The following is a 21,109-nucleotide window of genomic DNA, read 5'->3' as shown; positions in this document are numbered from 1 at the left end:
GGTACGGATTTTGCTACACTGACCCCATGCGACTGCCATGGGAAAGCCCTTCCCCCTCTGTGCCAGGTCGCCAAACATAGGGATGCAGTGGGGCGGCAGGCATCCGGAGAAGCCGGCGGAACTCTGAATGGTTTGACGCAGGAAGAACAAACGCCTGCAATTGGTGAGATCGGTTTTAGCCGTTCCTGCGTCAAACACCTTATACAAGACATTGTCAGACGTCATGGTGCACCCATCTGTCCAGGATTCGACAAATCCATCGGACGAAGCGCTGTTAGCCCGGATCGTGGTCAGGGATGCCCGGGCGTTTGAAATTTTATATGATCGGCATGCCCGGACGGTTTACAGCCTGATCTTGCGCATTGTGCAGGACGCGGCTGTGGCAGAAGAGTTGCTGCAAGAAACCTTCTGGCAGGTGTGGCGGAAGGCGGAGCAGTTTCAAGGCGACGGCCCAGCTGGCGCGTGGATATGTCGGATTGGCCGCAACAAGGCCCTGGATCACCTGCGACGGGTCAAGGTGCGGCCTCAAAAGGCCGGGCCTGAAGGGGACCGCCTGGAACAGATGGCCGCGCCAACCGATCAACGGGTGGAGATCCAGGTCAGACAGATGTGGGATCGGGAATCCGTCCAGAAAGCGTTATCGGCCATTCCTGAAGAACAGCGCCAATGTTTGGAAATGGCTTATTTTGATGGCAAGAGCCAAAGGGAGATTGCCGAAGTCATGGGGGTTCCCCTGGGAACAGTCAAAACGCGGATTCGTATCGGTCTGGAAAAGTTGGAGCGCCATCTGCGCGCGGCGGGTTACCGGGAGACCGATTTTTCGTGAACGAAATCCCTTCGGCCATGGAACCGAATCATCCCAGCTCGTCCCTGACCCATGAGATGGTCCTGGAGCTGTTGCCTGCCTATGTGTTGGCCGTGCTGGAGCCAGATGAGATGCTGGCCGTCCAACGGTATCTGGAAGACCATCCAGAACTGGAGGCCCGGCTGGCTGAACTGGAAGCCACCGTGGATCTGCTGGCCCTGGCTCCCGAGGAGGTCGAGCCACCCGCCAGGGCCAAAGAGGCATTGATGGCCCGGGTGATGGCCGATGTCAAAGGGGCTCAGGCCAGCAGGCAAGAGGGCAGTCCAGCGTCGAAATCCGGGGCGGCTGCCGTTCTGCCACGGGCTCAAGCCAATCCACTTCGCCAAACCTCCCCAGGCGAGAAGCCCATCCGCCAGAAAGCCACCTGGCTGGAGCGCTGGCAGGGTCGACTTTCCGGCCTCTTCTGGCCGACCCTGGCTGCTACCACGGTCCTGGCGCTGTTGGTTGCGGTGGTCTACGCGGCCCTTTCCTGGAATTGGACCAGACGTCTCGTCCAGGATCTGGAGCAGGCCCGACAGGAGATCGCTCAACTCCAGGAACAGGTCAACCAGCTAACCCTGGTCAATCAGCGTCTAGAGCAAGAATTAGGAGAAAGTCGCCGACAAATTGCCCTCTTTGCCGGGGCAGACCGCCTGGTAACCCTGACGGGTACGCCAGAGGCGCCGGAGGCAAAGGGCGCGTTTTACATCAGCGATACCTCTGGTCTGCTCGTTCTGCACCGCCTACCACCTCTTTCGCCCCAGCAAACGTATGAGTTTTGGCTTATCCCTGCCCAAGGCGATCCGGTGCCGGCCGGCCTGATCCCGATGGAAGAAGAAGGGGTGCAGACGGTGGTGATTCCTTTAGAAAATTTCCCGCCAGACCTGACCGCCGTCGGCCTCAGCATCGAACCGGCAGGCGGCAGCCCCACACCGACCGGCCCCATCGTGCTATTTGGCGAAGTGGGCTAACCTCCTTTGGCCTTAATCAGCTAGACCCAACCCGATCCGCCTGTATCCGGGGAGCCTCGTCTGAACGAGGCTCCCCTTTTTTTGGGGAAACCCCGTCCGTCAGGCCCACTTCCGGCTGCGCCTACCGTCGCCCTCCCTTCACCCGCCGGGGTGTGGCGGCATCGGGCGGCTGGGAGCCGCCCCTACAGGAACCTGTGCCCTTTCGCGAGCGGCGACAGCGGGCGGCCGGAGACCGCAGCTACGGCAAGGGTCGTCGCCCGCGTGGTTGGGAACGACGGGGACGTAGGGCGGGTCTCTGGCCCGCCGTGGGTGGCCGGATCTGCGGGGGTTCCGGCACCTTCGTCGCCCTCCCTTCACCCGCCTGGGGTGTGGCGGCATCGGGCGGCTGGGAGCCGCCCCTACAGGAACCGGTGCCCTTTCGCGAGCGGCGACAGCGGGCGGACACGGAGGCCCACCCCTACGGGAACGGACTGCCCCTGCATCCGCCTGGGGTCAATCGGGGCGAAAAATCTGGGGCATCTGTAAAAGCTGTGGATCGAATCTGCCAAGATGGGACCACCCTTCAAAGGGGAGGGCGTTCGGGAAAAACGGGCCAAAAGCGAAATTCCTTAGATCCAGCTCCGAGGATTGTGCGTCAGACCGGGTAGAAGGGGAAGGCATCGACTTCTCCTGAAAGATGCTCACCGTCTCTAAATTCAACATTCAACCGGATGAAGGAGGAATGTCCATGTCCATGCACGAAGCTGTCCTGGAGCTGGTGGATTTTGCCTGGAGCCGTCGCACATTGGTGCGGGGAAGCATGGCGGCTGCCGTCGCGCTGGCCACACCCGCGGCCTTGGGGCGGGCCTTCGCCCAGGGCCTATCCGACGTCGATATCCTGCAATTTGCCCTGACCTTAGAACATCTGGAAGCCCGCATGTATCAAGATATGCTGGCTACCAACATCCTGACCGGTAAGGAGCAGCGCTATTTCCAAAGTTTTGGCAGCCATGAGGCAGCCCACGTGGACGCCCTGCGAAATGTCCTCAACGGCCTGGGGGTTTCCCCTGTGCAAGCCCTACCTGCCTACAACTTCCCCCAGTTCAACAGCCGAGAAGCAATTCTGGATTTTGCCCGGGTCGCCGAAGAAACGGGCGTCGGCGCGTATCAGGGCGCCGCAGCAGCGATCCAGAACAAAGACTATCTGGCCGCCGCGGGGAGTATCGTCCAGGTGGAGGCCCGCCACGCAGCCATTGTGCGCCTGCTCCTGGGGCAGCGGCCGGTCCCTGCCCCCACGACCCCGAGCCTGACCATCGACCAGGTGAACCAGATTGTCGGCCCAATCCTTTCCTGAACGGAACCTCAGGAAGCCAGGGCATTTTCCCCGTTTTGTCTTGACCCAACCAAGCTTGGACCCACCACGATGAACGTGGTAAGGAGCATGAGTCCCATGAAAACTACCCTACTCCCGATTTTGCCCGTGAGATCAATTTTGTTCTCAAGACAAGGTCTCCGGTCACTGATCCTTTTACTTGTCTTGCCTCTTCTGTTGGCGGGCTGCCAGATGGCCATGCCGGCGGCCGAGATGGATGCCACCGCCACCCCAATGGCTGCACCAACCGCCCAGACGCCAGAAGCCCAGCCGGAAGCGGCTCCCACGCCGGTTTTGCCGGAAAAACAGGCTGTCAGCCAACTACGGGCCACCCTGAGGAACCTGCTGGGTGAACACGTCCTGCTGGCTGCCAGCGCCACCAACGCCGCCCTCCAGGGGCGGACCGCTGAGTTCGAAGCCGCCGCCCAGGCCCTGGACGGCAACAGTGTGGACATCGCCGGCACCATCGAGGCCGTCTATGGCGAGGAGGCTGGTGACGCGTTTCTCTCCCTGTGGCGGACCCACATTGGCTTCTTCGTGGACTACACCACCGGCGTGGCCACCCAGGACTCGGCCAAGCGGGACCAGGCCCTGGCGGCGCTGGATGGCTATGCCGACGATTTTGCCGCCTTCCTCGCTTCGGCCAACCCTGAGATTGACCCCGGGGTGGTGGCGGAGAATCTCCGCATGCACGTGGCCACCCTCACCGCGGTCATCGATGCCCAAGCCGAGGCCGACTATCCCATGGCCTTTGCCCATCAGCGTGAAGCCTATGCCCACATGGAGTCCACTGCCAAGTACCTGGCTGCCTCCATCGCAGCCCAGTTCCCCGAGCTGTTCGAAGGAAAGGCGGACACAGCGGAAGCCGATCTCCGAGCGGCCCTGAACAGGTTACTGGCCGAACATGTCTTTGTGGCAGCCCAGGCTACCAACGCCGCCCTCGGCGGGCGCACGGCGGAATTTGAGGCCGCCGCCCAGTCCCTGGACAACAACTCCCAGGACTTGGCAGCCGCCATCGCCTCGGTGTATGGCGAAGGAGCCGGGGAGGCTTTTCTGGCCCTGTGGCGCAAGCACATCGGCTTCTTCGTGGACTACACCACCGCCGTTGCCGGCCAGGACATGGCCAAGAAGGAACAGGCCCTGGCCGCTCTGACCGACTACGCCACCGAGTTCGGTGCCTTCTTGAATGCCGCCAACCCTAACCTGCCCGTAGATGCAGTGGCCCAACTTCTGGGGCCCCATGTGCAGACCTTGACCGCAGTCATCGATGCCCAGGCTGCCGGCGACGCCACCCAGGCCTATGCCCATCTGCGCGAGGCTTACGCCCACATGCGTCACATCGCCGATGCCCTGACCGATGCAATCGTGGCCCAGTTTCCAGAACGCTTCGAGGCTGTGGCCCATGCCATGTCCGGTGAAACAACGGAAGCCTCGACGGCCATCATGACAGCCCCTCAACTACGGGCCACCCTGAGGAACCTGCTGGGTGAACACGTCCTGCTGGCTGCCAGCGCCACCAACGCCGCCCTCCAGGGGCGGACCGCCGAGTTCGAAGCCGCCGCCCAGGCCCTGGACGGCAACAGTGTGGACATCGCCGGCACCATCGAGGCCGTCTATGGCGAGGAGGCTGGTGACGCGTTTCTCTCCCTGTGGCGGACCCACATTGGCTTCTTCGTGGACTACACCACCGGCGTGGCCACCCAGGACTCGGCCAGGCGGGACCAGGCCCTGGCGGCGCTGGATGGCTATGCCGACGATTTTGCCGCCTTCCTCGCTTCGGCCAACCCCGAGATTGACCCCGGGGTGGTGGCGGAGAATCTCCGCATGCACGTGGCTACCCTCACCGCGGTCATCGATGCCCAGGGCGCGGTGACACCCCAGGCCACCGGCGACCAACAGAACGCCTATATGCAACTACGCGAGGCCTACGCTCATATGGATACGACGGCAGCTTACCTGGCCGGCGCCATTGCCGCCCAATTCCTGGAGGCCTTCCCAGGCGATGCTGCTTCGCCCGAGGCGGATTTGAGGGCTGTGCTAACGGCCCTCCTGGGCGAACACACCTTCCTGGTGGGCAAGAGCGCGGCCGCTTCCCTGGCCGCCGATACCATCGGCTTCGAAGCATCCGCTGGCGCGCTGGATGAAAACTCCCAGGCCCTGGCCGCTGCCATCGGCTCTCTCTACGGCCAGGAAGCCGGCGACGCATTCCTGGCCCTGTGGCGCAAGCACATCGGCTTCTTCCTGGATTACGCCCTGGCCCTTTCCGCCGGCGATGTCCAGGCACAACAACAGGCCCGGGATAGCTTGAACGGTTACACGGCAGAGTTCGCTGCATTCCTCAACTCGGCCAACCCGAATCTCCCACTTGAGGCTGTGGAAGAGTTGCTCCGAGCCCATGTCTCCACCACCCTGGAGGTCATTGATGCCGCATCGGATCCATCCGCGTTTTATCCGGCACTCCGGGCTGCCTATGCCCACATGCCGGCCATCGCCAATCCGCTGGCGGATGCCATCGTTGCCCAGTTCCCCGAGATCTTCGGCGATTCGGGCACAGCGTCAACCGGCCAAAACCATGGCATGGCACCCATGGCCCAAGATGGTGCAGAAACATCGATGGAGACGGTCTCACCCACAGAATCCATGACGGTCACCGTGGATATCCAGACCTTCGCCTTTTCTCCCGCCCGCCTGGAAGTCCCGGTGGGCACCACGGTGGTCTGGCGTAACCTGGATGGCACCACCCATACCGTCACCGCGGGAATACCCGGCAATCCCACCGGCCTTTTCGATTCGGGCACCTTTGGTCGGGATCAAACCTACGCCATCACCCTGGATACACCAGGGACGTACGACTATTTCTGCGCCCGCCATCCCCACATGCGTGGCCAGATCGTGGTTCGGGCGGATGGATAACCTCTCGAGCTGCGTTTACTTGCCGACGTCCGAACTTTCGCCCATCGACTCGACTATCTCGATCTATCTCATACCTGAGACCATCAAGGAGACATACCCATGAATCCTAGGAATCACCGTTCCAACAACACCCTCGATCGTCGTTCCTTCCTGCGTTTAAGCGCTGCCGCAGTGGTGGCTGGCGCTTTGGCCAACACCCAACGGGCAGCCGGGACAGCCCGGGCGGCCCACGAGGGCCTGACCGACGTGGATATTCTCAACTACGCGTTGACCCTGGAGCACCTGGAAAGCCGGGCATACAAGGATGTGAACAGCATCGGCCTCCTCAGTGGACGGGCCCGGGAGTATTTCATCGACTTCGGCGATCAGGAGGCTGCCCATGTGGTGGCGCTGACCGGCACCATCAACAAACTCGGCGGCACCCCAGTCCGCGCGCAGGAGCGTTACAACTGGCCTGCTTTCCAGAATGAGCAGGAAGTGCTGGATTACTTTTACATGCTGGAGGAATTGGGCGCCGCGGCCTACCTGGGCCAGGCCACGGCCATCGCGGATCCGGATTTGCTGACGGCTGCTGTCTCCATCCACAACGTGGAAGGACAACACGCCGCTGTCCTGGCCGATCTGGTGGGGAAGGAACCGTCCCCTGCCTTTGCCCAGGGCAAAAGTATGGACGAAGTGGTGGCAGCCATCACACCCATCCTCAACATGAAAATGCCCGCCATGCCCACCACAGGCCTTGGCGGCGTCCGTTCCGCTGGCCGTCTTTCCCAGCCAGGCTTGCCCCAGTGGCGTTAGGCCAGCGCCATTTTCGGATAGAGGGCGGGAGGAAGACTGTTGTGCAGGTCTACCTCCTGCCCTCCCGGTGAAGTTACCTTGATGCCATGATCCTGGACAAAAAGATGATGTCGATTTTTGCCTTCATACGTCTGTTCATCCTTCTTGTGGGGATAGCCCTGCTGGAACCTGGGCCGGCCCTGGCTGCACTGGAACCGGGGGCCCTGGCCATTTCCCGACCGGTGGCGGTCGTCCCCCAGGAAGGCGAAGAAATTGACCGCCCGGCTCCGGTGTTACGACCGGCTCGCCTCCGGATTCCGGCCATTGGTGTGGATACAGCGGTGGAGGCGGTGGGGGAAGATGACGCTGGCCGGATGGGCACCCCCACGCAGGTCGAAAATGTGGCCTGGTATGAGCCCGGCGTGGCTCCCGGTGAAATCGGCAACGCGGTGATGGCCGGGCACCTGGACCGGGCAGATGGGAAGCCGGCTGTCTTTTGGGCGTTGGGGAAATTGCGCCCAGGGGACGAGATCCTGGTGACCGATGCAGGCGGCGCTGAGTATCGCTTCCAGGTTGTCCAGGTGGCCACCTATCCATACGATAAAGCACCCCTGGCAGAGATCTTTGGTTTCAGCTTGCGCAGTCGTCTGAATCTGATTACCTGTCGCGGCCGCTGGGATCGAAAGCAGCGCACCTATCAAGAGCGGCTGGTCGTCTTTAGCGAACAGGTGACCGGAGATTAGCTGAAACACCTATCCCTTCCGGGGCTCCCGTGAGGACACCCCCAAATCGGACGATACCACCCCGACATCATCCCCTCTCATCCCCCACAGGCCCAGGTGTAGTCATTCAACACCTGGATGATTTTGTCCACGATCAGGGACCGGGGCGTCGGCTCCAGGAGCCCTTCGCGGACGCGCCAGTACTGCACAGGCAGGTATTGGCTGAGCAGGGTCAGGGGCGGCGGGGCGGCCTCCAGGTTGTGTAGCAGCCGTTCCAGCGCCGCCTGGACGGACGGCCGTGGCCAATAGTAGCGGACCCGGTCGCTGTAGCTGTAGCGGCGAGCCAACCGCTGATGCCGCTCATCCCCTCGATAATAGCCCCGCCAGTGGGTGGGATCCTGGATCATGGCTGCCTCCAGCTCCTCCCGCAGCCGGGACAGGACCACCCCCGCCTGGCCGGCCAGCCATTCCTCCTCCACCGCAGCCAGGGCAAAGACCGCCTCCCGAAAGGCAAAAGTGAGGGCCGGCCCCACCTTCAGGATGGCAAAGTGATCCGCCACCAGATCCCGCAGGGCCTGGCGGGTCTGGTAGTCGGTGGAGTGGGCCTCGTACACCAGCCGCCCGTAGGGCTCGATGGCCCGGGCCAGGCCGGCCGCCGCAGCCCGGTCATATGGATGCACCTGCTCGTCGCCGAACTCCACGCCTGGCTGCACCACCACCGCAATGACCCGTTCCCAGGCTGCTTCCAGCCTGCACCGGCGGAAGGCTGCCTGGGTCAGCTCGATGGTCTCGGCCACTTCCCGGGGCGTGGTGATGGCCAGGGGCGTGTCGTCTCCCTGGGCGCCGCCCGGGGGTGGCACCTCCGTGCCGATGACGTAGCAGGGGGGCGTTCCACTCCCCATCCGTTGAAACGCGGCTTCCGCTGCCTCGGCCAGGGCTGCGGCCCGCTCGGCCGCCACGGCTTTGTCCAGGGGGGCGTCGGCTGGATCCCCGCTACAGGCCATGCTCGCGTCCAGGTGGATCTTGCCGTAGCCGGCCTGTACATATTCCTGGACCAGGATCCGGGCCTGGTTCAGGGCCTGGTCCGCCGGGCGGGCCCGCCAGGGGTTGGGCCCCAGGTGATCGCCACCCAACAGGATGCGTTCCCGGGGAAAGTGGAGCCGATCGGCCAGGGCGGCCACGTAGGCCACAAAGTCACCGGGCGTCATGCCCGTGTATCCGCCGTGCTGGTTCACCTGGTTGCAGGTAGATTCAATGAGCACGGTCCGGCCGGTGGTCAGGGCGTGGCGGAAAGTCGCCTCCAGCACAAAAGGGTGCGCGGAGCAGATGGACGGGATGCCCAGGGCTTCGCCCCGCTGCTGGGCGCGCAGGATGTTTTCCAGGACGGGGTACATGGTGCATGCTCCGTTGGATGGCTGTTTTCGGCGGATCTTGTGGGGGCGGACCCAATTGGTTTGACAGTTCGGCATGGGCCGCCTATAATTCAATGTGTGTTGAACTAATCTGGGCCGGGCTGGCCGAACCTGCCTTCCTGGAGGGCGTTTGGGCAGCAGAAGGCCGTTAGCAAAGCATGGGAGCCGCCATGAAACGACAGGTCCTCTTTTTGTGCACCGGCAACTCTTGCCGTTCCCAGATGGCCGAGGCCATCGTCAATGCCCGTCTGGGCGAGCGCTGGCAGGCCGCCTCGGCCGGCACCCAACCGGCGGAGCAGGTTCATCCCAAGGCCCTGGCTGTGCTGCGGGAGCTGGGTATCGAGCACCAGGGGACTCCCCAATCGGTCGACGAGTTTCGCCACGTGGATTTCGACCTGGTGGTGACCGTCTGCGACGCCGCCGCCGAGGCGTGTCCCGTCTGGCTGGGACCGGGGAAGCGAGTTCACCTGGGCTTTCCCGATCCGGCCCGGGCCACGGGCAACGAGGAGGAGGTGCTGGCGGTCTTCCGCCAGGTGCGGGACGCCATCGCTGAGCAGGTGCCTGCGCTGTTGAACCGATTTGCCGATGAAGTTTCTGGAGAACGACAGCGTGAATCTTTTTGAGTCGATCTTCTTTGCGTTTTGGGAGATGTGAATCATGGACCAAACCCTTGCCCGTACCGTGTCTGCGCCCTCTGCACCCAGGGAAGGGACTTTGAAACGACTTTCGACCCTGGACCGTTTTCTGACCCTCTGGATTTTTCTGGCCATGGCCCTGGGGGTGGGCCTGGGCTATCTCTTTCCTGAGGCGGTCGCCCGGCTGAACGAGCAGGTGTCCGTGGGCACCACCAACATCCCCATCGCCATCGGTCTGATCCTGATGATGTACCCGCCCTTCGCCAAAGTCAAGTATGAGGAGCTGGGGCAGGTCTTCCGCAACCGCAAAGTGCTGGGGCTTTCCCTGGTCCAAAACTGGCTGGTGGGGCCGGTGCTCATGTTCTTGCTGGCCGTGATCTTCCTCCGGGGTTATCCTGAGTACATGGTGGGCCTGATCCTGATCGGCCTGGCCCGTTGCATCGCCATGGTCATCGTCTGGAACGAGCTGGCCCAGGGCGATACCGAATACGCGGCCGGGCTGGTGGCGTTCAACAGCGTCTTCCAGGTGCTCTTCTACAGCCTCTACGCCTGGATCTTCATCACCGTGCTGCCCCAGTGGATGGGCCTCCAGGGCGCGGTGGTGCACATCACCATCGGCGAGATCGCCCGCAGCGTCTTCATTTACCTGGGCATCCCCATGATCGCCGGCTTCGCCACCCGCTACTTCCTGTTGCGGGCCAAAGGGCGGGAATGGTACGAGACCCGATTTGTGCCCCGGGTCAGCCCGTTGACCCTGATCGCCCTGCTCTTTACCATCGTAGTCATGTTCAGCCTCAAGGGCAACCTGATCGTGCAGATCCCCCTGGACGTGGTGCGTATCGCCATTCCGCTCACCCTGTACTTTGTGCTCATGTTCCTGGTCAGCTTCTGGATGGGCCAACGTCTGGGTGCGGATTACAGCAAGACCACGACCCTGGCTTTCACCGCGGCCAGCAACAACTTTGAGCTGGCCATTGCCGTGGCCGTGGCTGTCTTCGGCATCCACTCGGGCGCGGCCTTTGCTGCGGTCATCGGCCCCCTGATCGAGGTGCCGGTGATGATCGGGCTGGTGAACGTGGCCCTGGCCTTCCAGCGGCGCTATTTTGGCGGCGCCCTCCAGCCTGCGCCTGCGGCCATGACCCAGGCTGCGGCCGAAGCCTGCCCGCCGCCCAGGGAACTGATACGATAGTTCATCCCGGCAGAGATTTGCTGATCCCTGCTCCGGCGGGAATGGACGGCGCGGGATATGGACACCAGGTTACGTCGGTCCTGGGGCGAGTTCAGCCGAACCAGCGTCGCCCCCACATGATGAAGGCCACGCCGACCAGGGCCAGCAGTGCCCCGGCCACGTCGTAGCGATCCGGCCGCCAGCCGTCCACCACCCGTCCCCAGAGCAGGGAAAGGATGATAAAGACCCCGCCGTAGGCCGCGTAGACCCGGCCGAAGGCGGGTTCTTGTTGCCAGGTGGGGATGACGCCATACAGGAAGAGGATCAGGCCGCCGGCCAGGCCCCAGGGCAGGCTACGGCCCTCCCGCAGCCACTGCCAGACCAGCCAGCCGCCGCCGATCTCCGCCAGCCCGGCCAGGGTGAAGAGCCACAACGCGCGTAAAATCTCCATGTTCAATCACCCCATCAGGGACGGAGTATTTCCGTAGAAACAGCCCGCTCCCGGCGCCGGGTGAGGCTGTCCAGCACCACTGCGGCGACGATGACGCTGCCCTGGATGACCTGCTGGTAATAGCTGGGTACGCCGGCCAGGTTCAGTCCATTGCTGAGCACGCCCATGATGAGTGCCCCCACGATAGAACCAAGCACGCTCCCTGATCCACCGGCCAGGCTGGTGCCCCCCAGCACCACCGCGGCGATGGCCTCCAGCTCCAGGGCCACGCCCGCCGTGGGCTGGGCCGAGTTCAGCCGGGCCGTGAGGATCAGCCCCGCCAGCCCGGCCAGCGCGCCGCTGATGCTGTACACGGCCACTTTCAACCTGTTGACCTCGATGCCGGCCAGGCGAGTGGTCTCTTCATGGCCGCCCAGCGCGTAGACATGCCGGCCAAAACGGGTATGGCCCAGCACCAGCCAGGCCAGAAAGGCAACCGCTGCCAGGATCCACACCGGGTTGGGCACTCCCAACATGCTACCTGTCCCGACCGTCCGAAATGGGCCGGAGAGGCCCGCAATGGGGCGCGCATCGGTGATGACCAGGGTGGCACCCCGTCCGGCAGCCAACATGGCCAGGGTAGCCACAAAGGGCGGCAGCCCGCCATAGGCGACCAGCAATCCGTTGAGGGCGCCGGCCAGCCCGCCGCTGGCCAGGGCAACCAGAAAAACAGCCGGCAGGGGCAATCCCCATCGGGCGGAAGCCAGCGCAGCCATCGCCCCGGTCAGTGCGACCAGGGACCCCACCGACAGGTCAATGCCCGCTGTGAGAATGGCAAAGGTCATGCCCACGCTCACGATCGCCACGATGGAGGTCTGACGGACTACGTTGAGTAAATTGGGCACGGTGAGAAAGTTCTCCACCGTCAGGCCGAAGAAGAGTACCAGGCCTAAGAAAATGAGGAGGACACTATTACGGCGCAGGAAAGGTCGCAAATCGTTCATTGCTGGACGGCCCCTTCTTGGGACATGCTTTCCAGAGAACCGGTGGCGTAGAGCATCACCCGGTCCTGGGTGGCTTCCTCCCGGCTGAACTCGGCCACGATGCGCCCTTCTCGCATCACCAAAATGCGGTCGCTCACCCCCAGCACTTCGGGCAGCTCCGACGAGATCATCAGGATGGCCATCCCCTGATCGGCCAGGCGGCGCATCAGGTTGTGGATCTCGGCCTTGGCGCCCACGTCGATGCCCCGGGTCGGCTCGTCCAGGATCAGGATTGCCGGCCTGCGGGCCATCCAACGGGCAATGATCACCTTCTGCTGGTTGCCACCGCTCAGATTGCGCACCTGCTGCTCCAGGTTGGGGGTGCGGATGTTGAGCTCTTCCACGAAGTGCTGGGCCTCGGCCCGGGCCCGCCGGAAGTCGATGAAGCCCAGCAGACGGCTCAGCTCCTTCAGCCGGGCGATGACCGTGTTCTGGCGCACGTCCATGTTCAGGAACAGCCCCTGGGTCTTGCGGTCCTCCGGGATGAAGCCCATGCCCAGGGCCATGGCTTCAGCCGGCCCGCGGAGGGCGACGGCTGTACCATTCACCCGGATCTCACCCCCGTCGATGGGATCCGCGCCGAAGATGGCCCGGGCCAGGTCCGAGCGGCCAGAGCCCACCAGGCCGGCCAACCCCACGATCTCCCCGCTGCGCAGGGTGAGCGTTACGCCCCGGAGCCTGGGGGCCCTGCGTACCTCCCGCACCTCCAGGCGGACGGGGCCACTCCCCTGGCCCGGCGGCGGATACATCTCGGTGATGGATCGACCCACCATCAGCCGCACGATCTCTTCCGGGGTCAGTTCCTGGATGGCACGGCTGGCAATGTGCTGGCCGTCCCGCAAGACCGTGACCCGGTCGCAGATGGCGAAGATCTCCTCCATTCGGTGGGAGATGTAGATGATGGTCACGCCCTGGCTGCGCAGCCCCTGGATCAGCCGAAAGAGGATCTCCGTCTCCCGCTCCGTGAGGGCGGAAGTGGGCTCATCCATCACCAGGATCTCTGCGTCCAGGGAAAGGGCCTTAGCGATCTCCACCATCTGCTGCTGGGCGATGGGCAGGTCGCCCACCCGGGTACGGGGATCCAGGTCGACGCCCATGCGCTCCAGCAGCTCCCGGGTCTGCCGGTAGAGGCGGGGCCAGTCGATGAGTCCCAGCCGGCCTGTGGGTTCCCGCCCCAGGAAGACATTCTCGGCTACGCTCAGCTCCGGCAGGACGGCCAGTTCCTGGTGGATGAGGCCGATGCCCAGGAGCTGGGCAGCCCGGGGGGTGGGGACGCTGACTGGTCGGCCCTGCAGTTCGATGGTCCCCGAGTCTGGCTGGAGGGCACCACTCAGGATCTTCATCAGGGTGGATTTGCCCGCGCCATTTTCGCCTACCAAACCGTGGACCTCGCCCGGATAGACTTCGAAGGTCACCCGGTCCAGCGCGCGTACACCGGGAAAGGTCTTGGTAATCTCCACCATGCGCAGGAGAGGGCGGGAAGGTTGCGTGGAATCGGACATCAGGATTCGTCCAGTTTTGGATAGCAGGCCTGTAGACTCACCGGGCGGGATCCGGGTGGCAGCCTGCCAGGCAGATGCTCACCCGGATCCCGGTTTGACTGGGCTACTGCACTGTTTCGGCCGTGACCAGGGCCAGATCCACAGGAATGAACGCCGGCACTTCCTCGCCGTGGAGGTACTTCACCGCGGATTCCACGGCCAGGCGCCCCATCTCCCTGGGCTGTTGGGCCACGGTGGCGGCCAGGGTGCCGTCCTTCACGGCCTGGATGGCATCGTCGATGGCGTCGAAGCCCACGAAGACGATATCTCCGGCGCGGCCGGCAGCCTCCGCCGCCTGGATGGCGCCCAGGACCATCTCATCGTTGTGGGCGAAGACGCCGTCGATCTCCGGCTGGGCCTGGAGGATGTTCTCGAACACGGTCAGGCCCTCGGCCCGGTTGAAGTTGGCCGTCTGGCGGGCCACAATCTCCACGCCGGGACAACTTTCGCTCATGTACTCGTTGAAGCCCTGGCCCCGATCCCGGGCCGCAGAGGTGCCGGGGATGCCCTCCAGCTCCACGACTTTCCCCTCGCCGCCCAGCGCGTTGCAGAGGAACTCCGCAGCCATGCGGCCACCGGCCACGTTGTCCGAGGCAATGTGGCTGACGATCTCCCCGCCTGCTGCGCTGCGGTCTACAGTGAAGACCGGGATGCCGGCGGCGTTGGCTGCCTCTACGCTGGGCACAATGGCGTCCGCGTCGGTGGGGTTGATGAGGAGGGCGCTGACACCCCGCTGAATGAGGTCTTCCACGGATGCTGCTTGGTTAGCAGGGTCATCCTGGGCGTCCACCACGATCAGCTCCACGCCCAGCTCGTCGGCAGCTGCCTGGGCGCCATCCCGCAAGTCCACAAAGAAGGGGTTGTTGAGGGTAGAGAGGGCCAGGCCCAGGGTGATGGCTTCGGCGGTACCCGCTTCCCCGGTGGGGGCCGGCTCCCCTGCGGTGGGCGTTGTGGCCACCGGCTGGCAGCCGGCGAGCATCAATGCCAGTACCAGGGCTGTGACAATCCATACGTAACGGTTCATGGTCAACCTCCTGATGAAAGAATGGGCAGACAACAGAATCACTTCACTCCCGACTACTGACTCCCGACTACTGACTACCAACTACTCCTTCTGCCGATGAATCAACAGGGCCAGGGCGATCACAGCTCCTTTCACCAACTGTTCGTACAGGGAGGAAATGTTGAGCAAGTTGAGGCCATTATCCAACACGCCGATGATCAGCGCGCCCAGCAGGGTCCCGCCCATGCCGCCGACGCCACCGGTGAAGCGGGTGCCACCCAGCACCACCGCCGCGATGGCGTCCAGCTCAAAGGCCACCCCCGCCGTGGGCTGGGCTGAATCGAGCCGGGCGATGAGGATCATGCCGGCCAGGGCACTCAGGCCGCCGCTGACCGTGAAAACCAGGGTGCGGAACCGGTTGACCGGGATACCCACCAGTCGGGCTGCCACTGGATTGTTGCCAATGGCATAGAGCTGTTCACCGTAACGCGTCCGCCGAAGGATCACCCATGCCAGGGCGAAGACCAGGACGGCCAGGATGATGGGCATGGGCATCCCGAAGGGCTCACCCCGTCCCAGGAAGCGGAAGCTGTCGGGCAGGCCGGTGATGGGGCGGCCCTGGGTGTACGTCAGGGCCATGCCCCGGGCCGCGGTGAGCATGCCCAGGGTGGTGATGAAGGAGGGCACCTGAAAACCCACGGTGATCAGGCCGTTGACCGTGCCCAGGAGCATACCCAACCCGATGCCCAGCAGGATCGCCATGGGAACCGGCACGCCCATCTGCAACAGGTCCGCGGTGACCACGCTGGTGAGGGCCAGCACCGAACCCACGGAGAGGTCGATGTCGCCAATCAGGATGACGTAGGTCATGCCGACGGCAATGATGCCGTTGACCGTGATCTGGCGCAGCACGTTGGTGAGGTTCGAGACGGTGAGGAAGCGGTCGGAGAGCAGGCTCAAGGCCAGGCAGAGCAGCAGGAAGGAGATGAGAATGCCAAAGCGCTGGAGATAGCCGCGCAGGTGCCAGGTGCCGGTTGGGGTGGTGGCGGTTGCTTCGGTCATGACTCGAACCTCTCCTGCTCTCAAATCCGTTCAAAATGTGACGCCAGAAACCAGGATCACGTTGGCGTAGGGGGTAAACTCGCCGGTACGCACCACTGCCTTGCAGCTGGCCGTGCGCTGTTTGAACTCGGTGTGGAGGACCGTCTCCACGGGCACGTCCCCCAACTGTGCCACCAATTGTCGATAGAGCTCGGGGCTGGTCGATACCATCTCGCTGGCCACTATAACCCGCTCCACGGTCAACTCCTCCAACACCGCGGCCAGTACGTCTAAAAAGCCAGGCAGGCCCGGACGTACGGCCAGGTCGATGCGCTGGGGGCCCGGGGGGATGGGCAGGCCCGCGTCCGCGATGCAGAGGGTGTCGGTGTGGCCCATGCGGGCCACCACAGCCGCTATTTCGGCGTTCAGGATTCCCATTTTCTTCATAGGCGTTCTCCTGGCAGGGAAGAGACGGAGCGGGACAGGGGCGCGCACGAGGCCCGTTCCACCAGGGTGACCGGGAGCAGGTGGCGCCGGGCGGGCTGTTCCGGGTCCGTCAGGCGAGCCAGCAGGATCTGCGCGGCCAGGCGTCCCAGCTCTGTGACCGGTTGATGTACGGTGGTTAGAGGCGGCCGGGTGTAGGCCGCCAGCGGGATGTCGTCGTAGCCGACCACCGAGCACCCCTCGGGTACCGGAATCTCCGCCTCCCATAGGGCCCGCAGGGCGCCAATGGCCATTTGGTCGTTGGCCGCAAAGACGGCGGTAGGCGGATTGTCCAGGGCCAGCAGTTGGCGCATGGCCTGGTAACCGCTGTCCAGGTTAAACGCCCCCTGTATCACCAGAGTGTCATCTGGCGGAATCTGGGCTGCCGCCAGGGCATCCCGATAACCGGCCAGCCGTTCGCTGCCGGTGGAAAGATCCGGAGGGCCAGCGATACAGGCAATGCGGCGGTGGCCCAGGCCCAGCAGGTATTCGGTGGCCAGGCGCCCCCCTTGCCGGTGGTCGGCCAGGACCCGGTCTGCCTCCAGGTCGGGCAGCTCCCGGTCCACCAGGACCACCGGGGTGTGCCCCAGCCGGGCGGGCTGGAGGTGCTCGCTGCGCAGGCCCGAGGCAGCCACAATGAGGCCGTCCACCTGTTTTTCCAGCATGACCTGGATGTAGCGGAGTTCCCGGTCGGGGTCGCCGGCGGCGTTGCCCAGCAGTACCGTGTATTCCTGTTGGAAGCAGACCTCCTCCACGGCCTGGGCTACCTGGGCGAAGAAGGGATTGGCGTTGTCCGGGGTAATCAGGCCGATGGTGTGGCTGACCTTGCGGCGCAGGCTGCGGGCCAGACGGTTGGGGGTATAGTGGAGCTCGGCCATGGCCTGACGCACTCGTCGAGCCACTTCTGGTCGGACGTAGCGGGTGTTGTTGATGACGTGGGAGACGGTGCTCTGGGAGACACCGGCGCGTTGGGCCACATCGCGAATGGTGGTCATGGCTCTGGTACAGGGTGGGAGGCGATGAATTTTAAAGTCGGGCAAAGCGTTTGGAAAAACGATTGCGCAATCGTTTTTCTAGCAGAACTATAACATAGGGTGAGGAAGGGCGTCAATTGTGATGCATGGAAGCATGGAAGACCACAGATTCCACAGATGAGCACGGATTCAGTCCTTCCGATGGTGGCCTATGTGTGGCCTATGTGTGGCCTATGTGCGGAGGGAGCATCCTCAGATGCGGCTCCGTCCCACCTGAGGTCGGCATCTGAGGATGTCGACCCCACGTCATAATGGTGGCTCAGATGCGGTGTATTCCGTGACTTTTTGCAGCAGAGCATGGTTGACAATAAGGTGCAGAGGGGTGCAGTTCAAGTTGGGGGTAGGATTCGAGTCCTACCGACACCTGGTGTGGGCAGATCCGGTTGGGACGGGGCAAGCCCCGTCCGCTTGTCCCAAAGTTGAAATACACCCGTGCAGAGATAGCAAGTTCATGCATGGGTGTCAACTGCTGGCTTTCACGGGCTGTTGAATCTTCGTTCACATCGTTTTAACTGACATTTACTCGTCTGTTGACACGCCTGCCCTACCTTCGACATGTAGCCGTGGAGTCAATCCTGTCTCTGCATTATATCCAGGCTCCATGGGCTTCCAACCAATGGGCTTCAAACCATCAAGCAGAAGGAGGGCAGTTATGCGCAAGTTGGGAATGCTGGTGTTGGCCCTGGCACTGTTGGCCGTCTCCGTCGCCCCGGTCAAAAGCCAGGAAGAGATCCAGACCGGCAACGTGATTTTCTTCCACCCGGACGGCTCTGGCCTGAACCACTGGAACGCCGCCCGGATGTACTGGTATGGTCCGGATGGCGCGCTCCACTGGGATGGACTGCCGGAAATGGCCGTCTATCGGGGTCACATGAGTGACCGGCTGGTGGGGACCTCCAATGGGGGCGCCACCGTCCATGCCTTCGGCTACAAGGTGCTGGGCCCGGGCTCGTTCGGCCAGGATGGCGGCATCGATCCTGATGAGCCAGGCAGTGACGGGCGGCCCATCCAGGCTCTGAGCGGCTATCCCGGCAGCCTACTGCGGGAAGCTGCCGCTGCCGGCATGCCCATCGGCATTGTGAACGATGGTGATCTGCCGGAGCCGGGCACAGGGGCTTTCCTGGCCGAAGTGGGCGACCGCAACCTGTCCAATGAGATCGCCCGCCAGTTCCTCGATGGACGCCCTGGTTTCGAAGGGGAGCCCCTGCCCAAGGTGATGCTGGGCGGTGGTGAGGCCTTCTTCTTGCCTGCCGATGCGCCCGCGTGTGACGATGAGATCACGCTGGAGTGCTATGTGCACGTGGATCAGGTTAACGGCCGCGGCCCGGCCCGGGACGATGGGCGCAATCTCCTGCAGGAGGCCGCCGAGCTGGGCTATGAAGTGATCCGCACCCGGGCCGAGTTCGATGCGCTGTGGGGGCGCATCCAGGCTGAGCCGGACTACGCACCCATGGTGCTTGGCCTTTTTGCCCGGGATGATATTTTCAATGACACCACCGAAGAGCGTCTGATTGCCCGCGGGCTGGTGGATGATGCCATGGCGGATACCAAGGAGGGACGCCTGATTATCTGGGGCAGCCGTCCGGACACACCCGGCTACAACCCGCCCACCCCGGCTGAGATGACCCAGATGGCCCTGGAGCTGCTGCGTCGCCACAGCGAGGCCGCAGGCCAGCCCTTCTTCCTGGTGACCGAGGTGGAGAGTACTGACAACCTGGCCAACAACGCCAACGCCATCGGCACGCTACGGGCCCTCAAAGCGGCGGATGATGCCATCGGTGTGATCCGCCAGTTCATCGCCGAGAACCCCAACACCCTGCTACTGACTGCAGCGGACAGCGACGCCGGCGGCCTCCAGGTCTTTAGCCCCGCGCCTGTGGATGGCAGCGGCCTTGTCACCACCAGCGGTGGCAATCCCACCGGCATCGGCCTGGACCAGGGCTTCCCCCTGGACGGCGTGGAAGGCCAGCACACGGCCCCGTTCGTGGCCGCACCGGATGCCTTCGGCAACGAGCTGGATTTTGCCATCGGCTGGAGTGGTACCAATGATGTAGCCGGCGCCATCCTGAGCCGGGCGGAAGGGCTGAACGCGGAGCTGCTGCGGACCCACTTCTCCGGTCAGTTCGACAGCACAGACGTCTACCGCCTGATGTACGCCACCCTGTTCGGTGAGCTGTTGCCGCCTGCCTATGGGCAACAGGCGCCGGATCGCGGCGAGTAACCGTCCCCTGTTAACTTTTCTGTACAACGTACGCCGGCGGCCACGATTGGGCCGCCGGCTTGTTTTTGGAGCTCTACCTGGCACTTCTGTCTGGTCGGAAGCCCGGGCTACTCATCCACCAGGGGCAGTTCCACCGGGGCGCCGGTGGCGGCAGAACGGTAGATGGCCCGGATGATCTCCACCGAACGGCGGGCTTCGGCCCCCTGGATGGCCGGCGCACGGCCTTCCCGAATGGCCTGGATCAGGTCCACGATCTGGCGGCGATGCTTTTCGTAGCCAATGGCCATGGGGTCAGAAGCGCCGCTGCCCCCCACCTGATCCAGTTGCAGCATGGCCTCTTCCTCCTCAGGCGACCCGTCAGCCAGCTTCCAGCGGGTGATGCGCCCCTCCTCCAGCACGATGGTCCCCCGGTCGCCGTGCAGCTCCACCCGGGCCGGATCCCCAGGCCAGGCGCTGGTGGCGCCCTGGATGACCCCCAACGCACCGCTCTGGAAGGTCAAGACTGCGCTGGCCGTGTCTTCGGTCTCCATCTGGTGGGCCAGGGTGGCGGTGCGGCCATAGACGCTGGCCACCGGCCCGGCCAGCCACTGCAGGAGGTCGATGTTGTGGATGGACTGGTTCATCAGCGCGCCGCCGCCGTCGTACTGCCAGGTGCCCCGCCAGCTGCCGTCGTAGTAGCTCTGGGGGCGATACCACTTGACGTAAACGTCGGCCAGGGTCAGGCGTCCCAGGCGCCCTGCATCCAGGGCTTCCTTCACCTTGTGGACGCCGGCGGAGAAGCGCAGGGGAAAGACACAGGCCAGCACCACGCCCGCCTCCTGGGCACTCTGGATGATCCGGTCCACCCGGGGCAGGGTGATGTCGATGGGCTTTTCCACCAGCAAATGTTTGCCGGCCTGGGCGGCGGCCACTGCAATCTCCATGTGGGTGCCGCTGGGCGTGGCCACCACCACCGCATCCACGTCGTCCCGGCGGACGGCCTGGGTGTAGTCGTCTGTCCACTCGGCCTGACATCGCTCGGCCAGGGCGCGGCCCCTGGATTCTGTGCGGTTGCAGACCACCGTCACCCGGGCGTCGGGGATGTGCTCAAAGGCGTCCACGTAGATCTGGGCGATGTTTCCGGCCCCGATCAGGGCAAATCGAATTGGCTCCAAGGCTAGCTCCTCTGATTCCGGTGCGGTTGGCTGGCGGGCGCGTCCCATTTCGGAGGGCATTTACAAGGATTGGATGCTGTGAGTCCCCGACGGGATACGCGCTCCTGGCTAAATCTGTTCACAACGTTGTACACATCTTGTGGTAAAGTGGGGCGTGTCCCAATGATTTAAGGGAACCCTGGGAACGGCTGTCCGTTCTTACCTTCCCCACGGGGCATGGACCCGGGTCCATCGGGCATGGGGCCAGCAGGATGGGCCATGAATCAAACCTGTCTGCCCAGGCCCGATTTTCATTATCGGCGGCACGCTTGCATCTGTCAAACCAGGCCGACCCACCAGATGCATCCCGGCGGCAGGCGTTCCGTCTGA

18 protein-coding genes are annotated in these 21,109 nt (G+C 63.7%); 9 read left to right on the top strand and 9 right to left on the bottom strand.

Going from position 1 to position 21,109, the window contains the following annotated elements; translation table 11 throughout:
* Positions 1-223 precede the first annotated feature (223 nt).
* The 6 genes from FKZ61_RS02270 to FKZ61_RS02245 all read left to right on the top strand — a co-directional run bounded on the left by FKZ61_RS02270 (position 224) and on the right by FKZ61_RS02245 (position 7,596).
* Complete coding sequence (locus FKZ61_RS02270; RefSeq protein WP_141608443.1) at positions 224-826, top strand: RNA polymerase sigma factor; 603 nt, start codon at positions 224-226, stop codon at positions 824-826.
* Positions 823-1,815, top strand: a complete 993-nt coding sequence (locus FKZ61_RS02265; protein ID WP_229964102.1) for an anti-sigma factor — start codon at positions 823-825, stop codon at positions 1,813-1,815. Before FKZ61_RS02270 ends, FKZ61_RS02265 begins: the two co-directional genes overlap by 4 nt.
* Positions 1,816-2,542: 727 nt before the next feature.
* Positions 2,543-3,148: a ferritin-like domain-containing protein gene (locus tag FKZ61_RS02260; protein ID WP_170199105.1), complete on the top strand. Its 606-nt coding sequence runs from the start codon at positions 2,543-2,545 to the stop codon at positions 3,146-3,148.
* A 252-nt stretch (positions 3,149-3,400) separates the two neighbouring features.
* On the top strand, positions 3,401-6,079 hold the full coding sequence (locus FKZ61_RS02255) for a cupredoxin domain-containing protein (protein ID WP_229964101.1): 2,679 nt from the start codon (positions 3,401-3,403) through the stop codon (positions 6,077-6,079).
* A 99-nt stretch (positions 6,080-6,178) separates the two neighbouring features.
* Positions 6,179-6,874, top strand: coding sequence for a ferritin-like domain-containing protein (locus FKZ61_RS02250; RefSeq protein WP_141608439.1), 696 nt, complete (start codon positions 6,179-6,181; stop codon positions 6,872-6,874).
* Positions 6,875-6,978: 104 nt separating this feature from the next.
* A complete protein-coding gene (locus tag FKZ61_RS02245) occupies positions 6,979-7,596 on the top strand; it encodes a class F sortase (RefSeq protein WP_170199103.1) in 618 nt (205 codons plus the stop codon).
* A gap of 77 nt (positions 7,597-7,673) precedes the next feature.
* Here the strand turns inward: FKZ61_RS02245 and FKZ61_RS02240 are convergent, their stop codons facing one another.
* On the bottom strand, positions 7,674-8,969 hold the full coding sequence (locus FKZ61_RS02240; RefSeq protein ID WP_141608437.1) for a D-tagatose-bisphosphate aldolase, class II, non-catalytic subunit: 1,296 nt from the start codon (positions 8,967-8,969) through the stop codon (positions 7,674-7,676).
* A 188-nt stretch (positions 8,970-9,157) separates the two neighbouring features.
* On the opposite strand from FKZ61_RS02240, the gene FKZ61_RS02235 reads away from it, so the two are divergent.
* Both FKZ61_RS02235 and arsB read left to right on the top strand, forming a co-directional pair.
* A complete protein-coding gene (locus FKZ61_RS02235; protein ID WP_141608436.1) occupies positions 9,158-9,610 on the top strand; it encodes an arsenate reductase ArsC in 453 nt (150 codons plus the stop codon).
* 34 nt (positions 9,611-9,644) lie between these two features.
* Positions 9,645-10,811 (top strand): ACR3 family arsenite efflux transporter, encoded by a 1,167-nt coding sequence (gene arsB / locus FKZ61_RS02230; RefSeq protein WP_407659841.1) that lies wholly within the window; start codon positions 9,645-9,647, stop codon positions 10,809-10,811.
* 91 nt (positions 10,812-10,902) lie between these two features.
* Here the strand turns inward: arsB and FKZ61_RS02225 are convergent, their stop codons facing one another.
* The 7 genes from FKZ61_RS02225 to FKZ61_RS02195 all read right to left on the bottom strand — a co-directional run bounded on the left by FKZ61_RS02225 (position 10,903) and on the right by FKZ61_RS02195 (position 17,326).
* Positions 10,903-11,241: a YnfA family protein gene (locus FKZ61_RS02225; protein WP_141608434.1), complete on the bottom strand. Its 339-nt coding sequence runs from the start codon at positions 11,239-11,241 to the stop codon at positions 10,903-10,905.
* 14 nt (positions 11,242-11,255) lie between these two features.
* Positions 11,256-12,224: an ABC transporter permease gene (locus tag FKZ61_RS02220; RefSeq protein WP_141608433.1), complete on the bottom strand. Its 969-nt coding sequence runs from the start codon at positions 12,222-12,224 to the stop codon at positions 11,256-11,258.
* Positions 12,221-13,765 (bottom strand): sugar ABC transporter ATP-binding protein, encoded by a 1,545-nt coding sequence (locus FKZ61_RS02215; protein ID WP_141608432.1) that lies wholly within the window; start codon positions 13,763-13,765, stop codon positions 12,221-12,223. Before FKZ61_RS02215 ends, FKZ61_RS02220 begins: the two co-directional genes overlap by 4 nt.
* 103 nt (positions 13,766-13,868) lie before the next feature.
* Positions 13,869-14,828, bottom strand: coding sequence for a ribose ABC transporter substrate-binding protein RbsB (rbsB, locus tag FKZ61_RS02210; protein ID WP_141608431.1), 960 nt, complete (start codon positions 14,826-14,828; stop codon positions 13,869-13,871).
* Between the two features lie 81 nt (positions 14,829-14,909).
* Complete coding sequence (locus FKZ61_RS02205) at positions 14,910-15,869, bottom strand: ABC transporter permease (protein WP_141608430.1); 960 nt, start codon at positions 15,867-15,869, stop codon at positions 14,910-14,912.
* Between the two features lie 30 nt (positions 15,870-15,899).
* Positions 15,900-16,295 (bottom strand): D-ribose pyranase, encoded by a 396-nt coding sequence (rbsD, locus tag FKZ61_RS02200; protein ID WP_141608429.1) that lies wholly within the window; start codon positions 16,293-16,295, stop codon positions 15,900-15,902.
* Complete coding sequence (locus FKZ61_RS02195; protein WP_141608428.1) at positions 16,292-17,326, bottom strand: LacI family DNA-binding transcriptional regulator; 1,035 nt, start codon at positions 17,324-17,326, stop codon at positions 16,292-16,294. Before FKZ61_RS02195 ends, rbsD begins: the two co-directional genes overlap by 4 nt.
* A 691-nt stretch (positions 17,327-18,017) precedes the next feature.
* Here FKZ61_RS02195 and FKZ61_RS02190 point away from each other — a divergent pair.
* Positions 18,018-19,586 carry an alkaline phosphatase gene (locus tag FKZ61_RS02190; RefSeq protein ID WP_229964100.1) on the top strand — a complete coding sequence of 523 codons (1,569 nt, stop codon included), beginning with the start codon at positions 18,018-18,020 and terminating at the stop codon, positions 19,584-19,586.
* Positions 19,587-19,693: 107 nt separating this feature from the next.
* On the opposite strand, the gene FKZ61_RS02185 is transcribed toward FKZ61_RS02190, so the two are convergent.
* A complete protein-coding gene (locus tag FKZ61_RS02185; RefSeq protein ID WP_211358371.1) occupies positions 19,694-20,740 on the bottom strand; it encodes a Gfo/Idh/MocA family protein in 1,047 nt (348 codons plus the stop codon).
* Positions 20,741-21,109: the final 369 nt, after the last annotated feature.

Source organism: Litorilinea aerophila (assembly GCF_006569185.2).
Classification (GTDB): domain Bacteria; phylum Chloroflexota; class Anaerolineae; order Caldilineales; family Caldilineaceae; genus Litorilinea; species Litorilinea aerophila.
The sequence above is the reverse complement of the archived record's forward strand: the minus strand, read 5'-3'. Positions and strand labels throughout refer to the sequence as shown.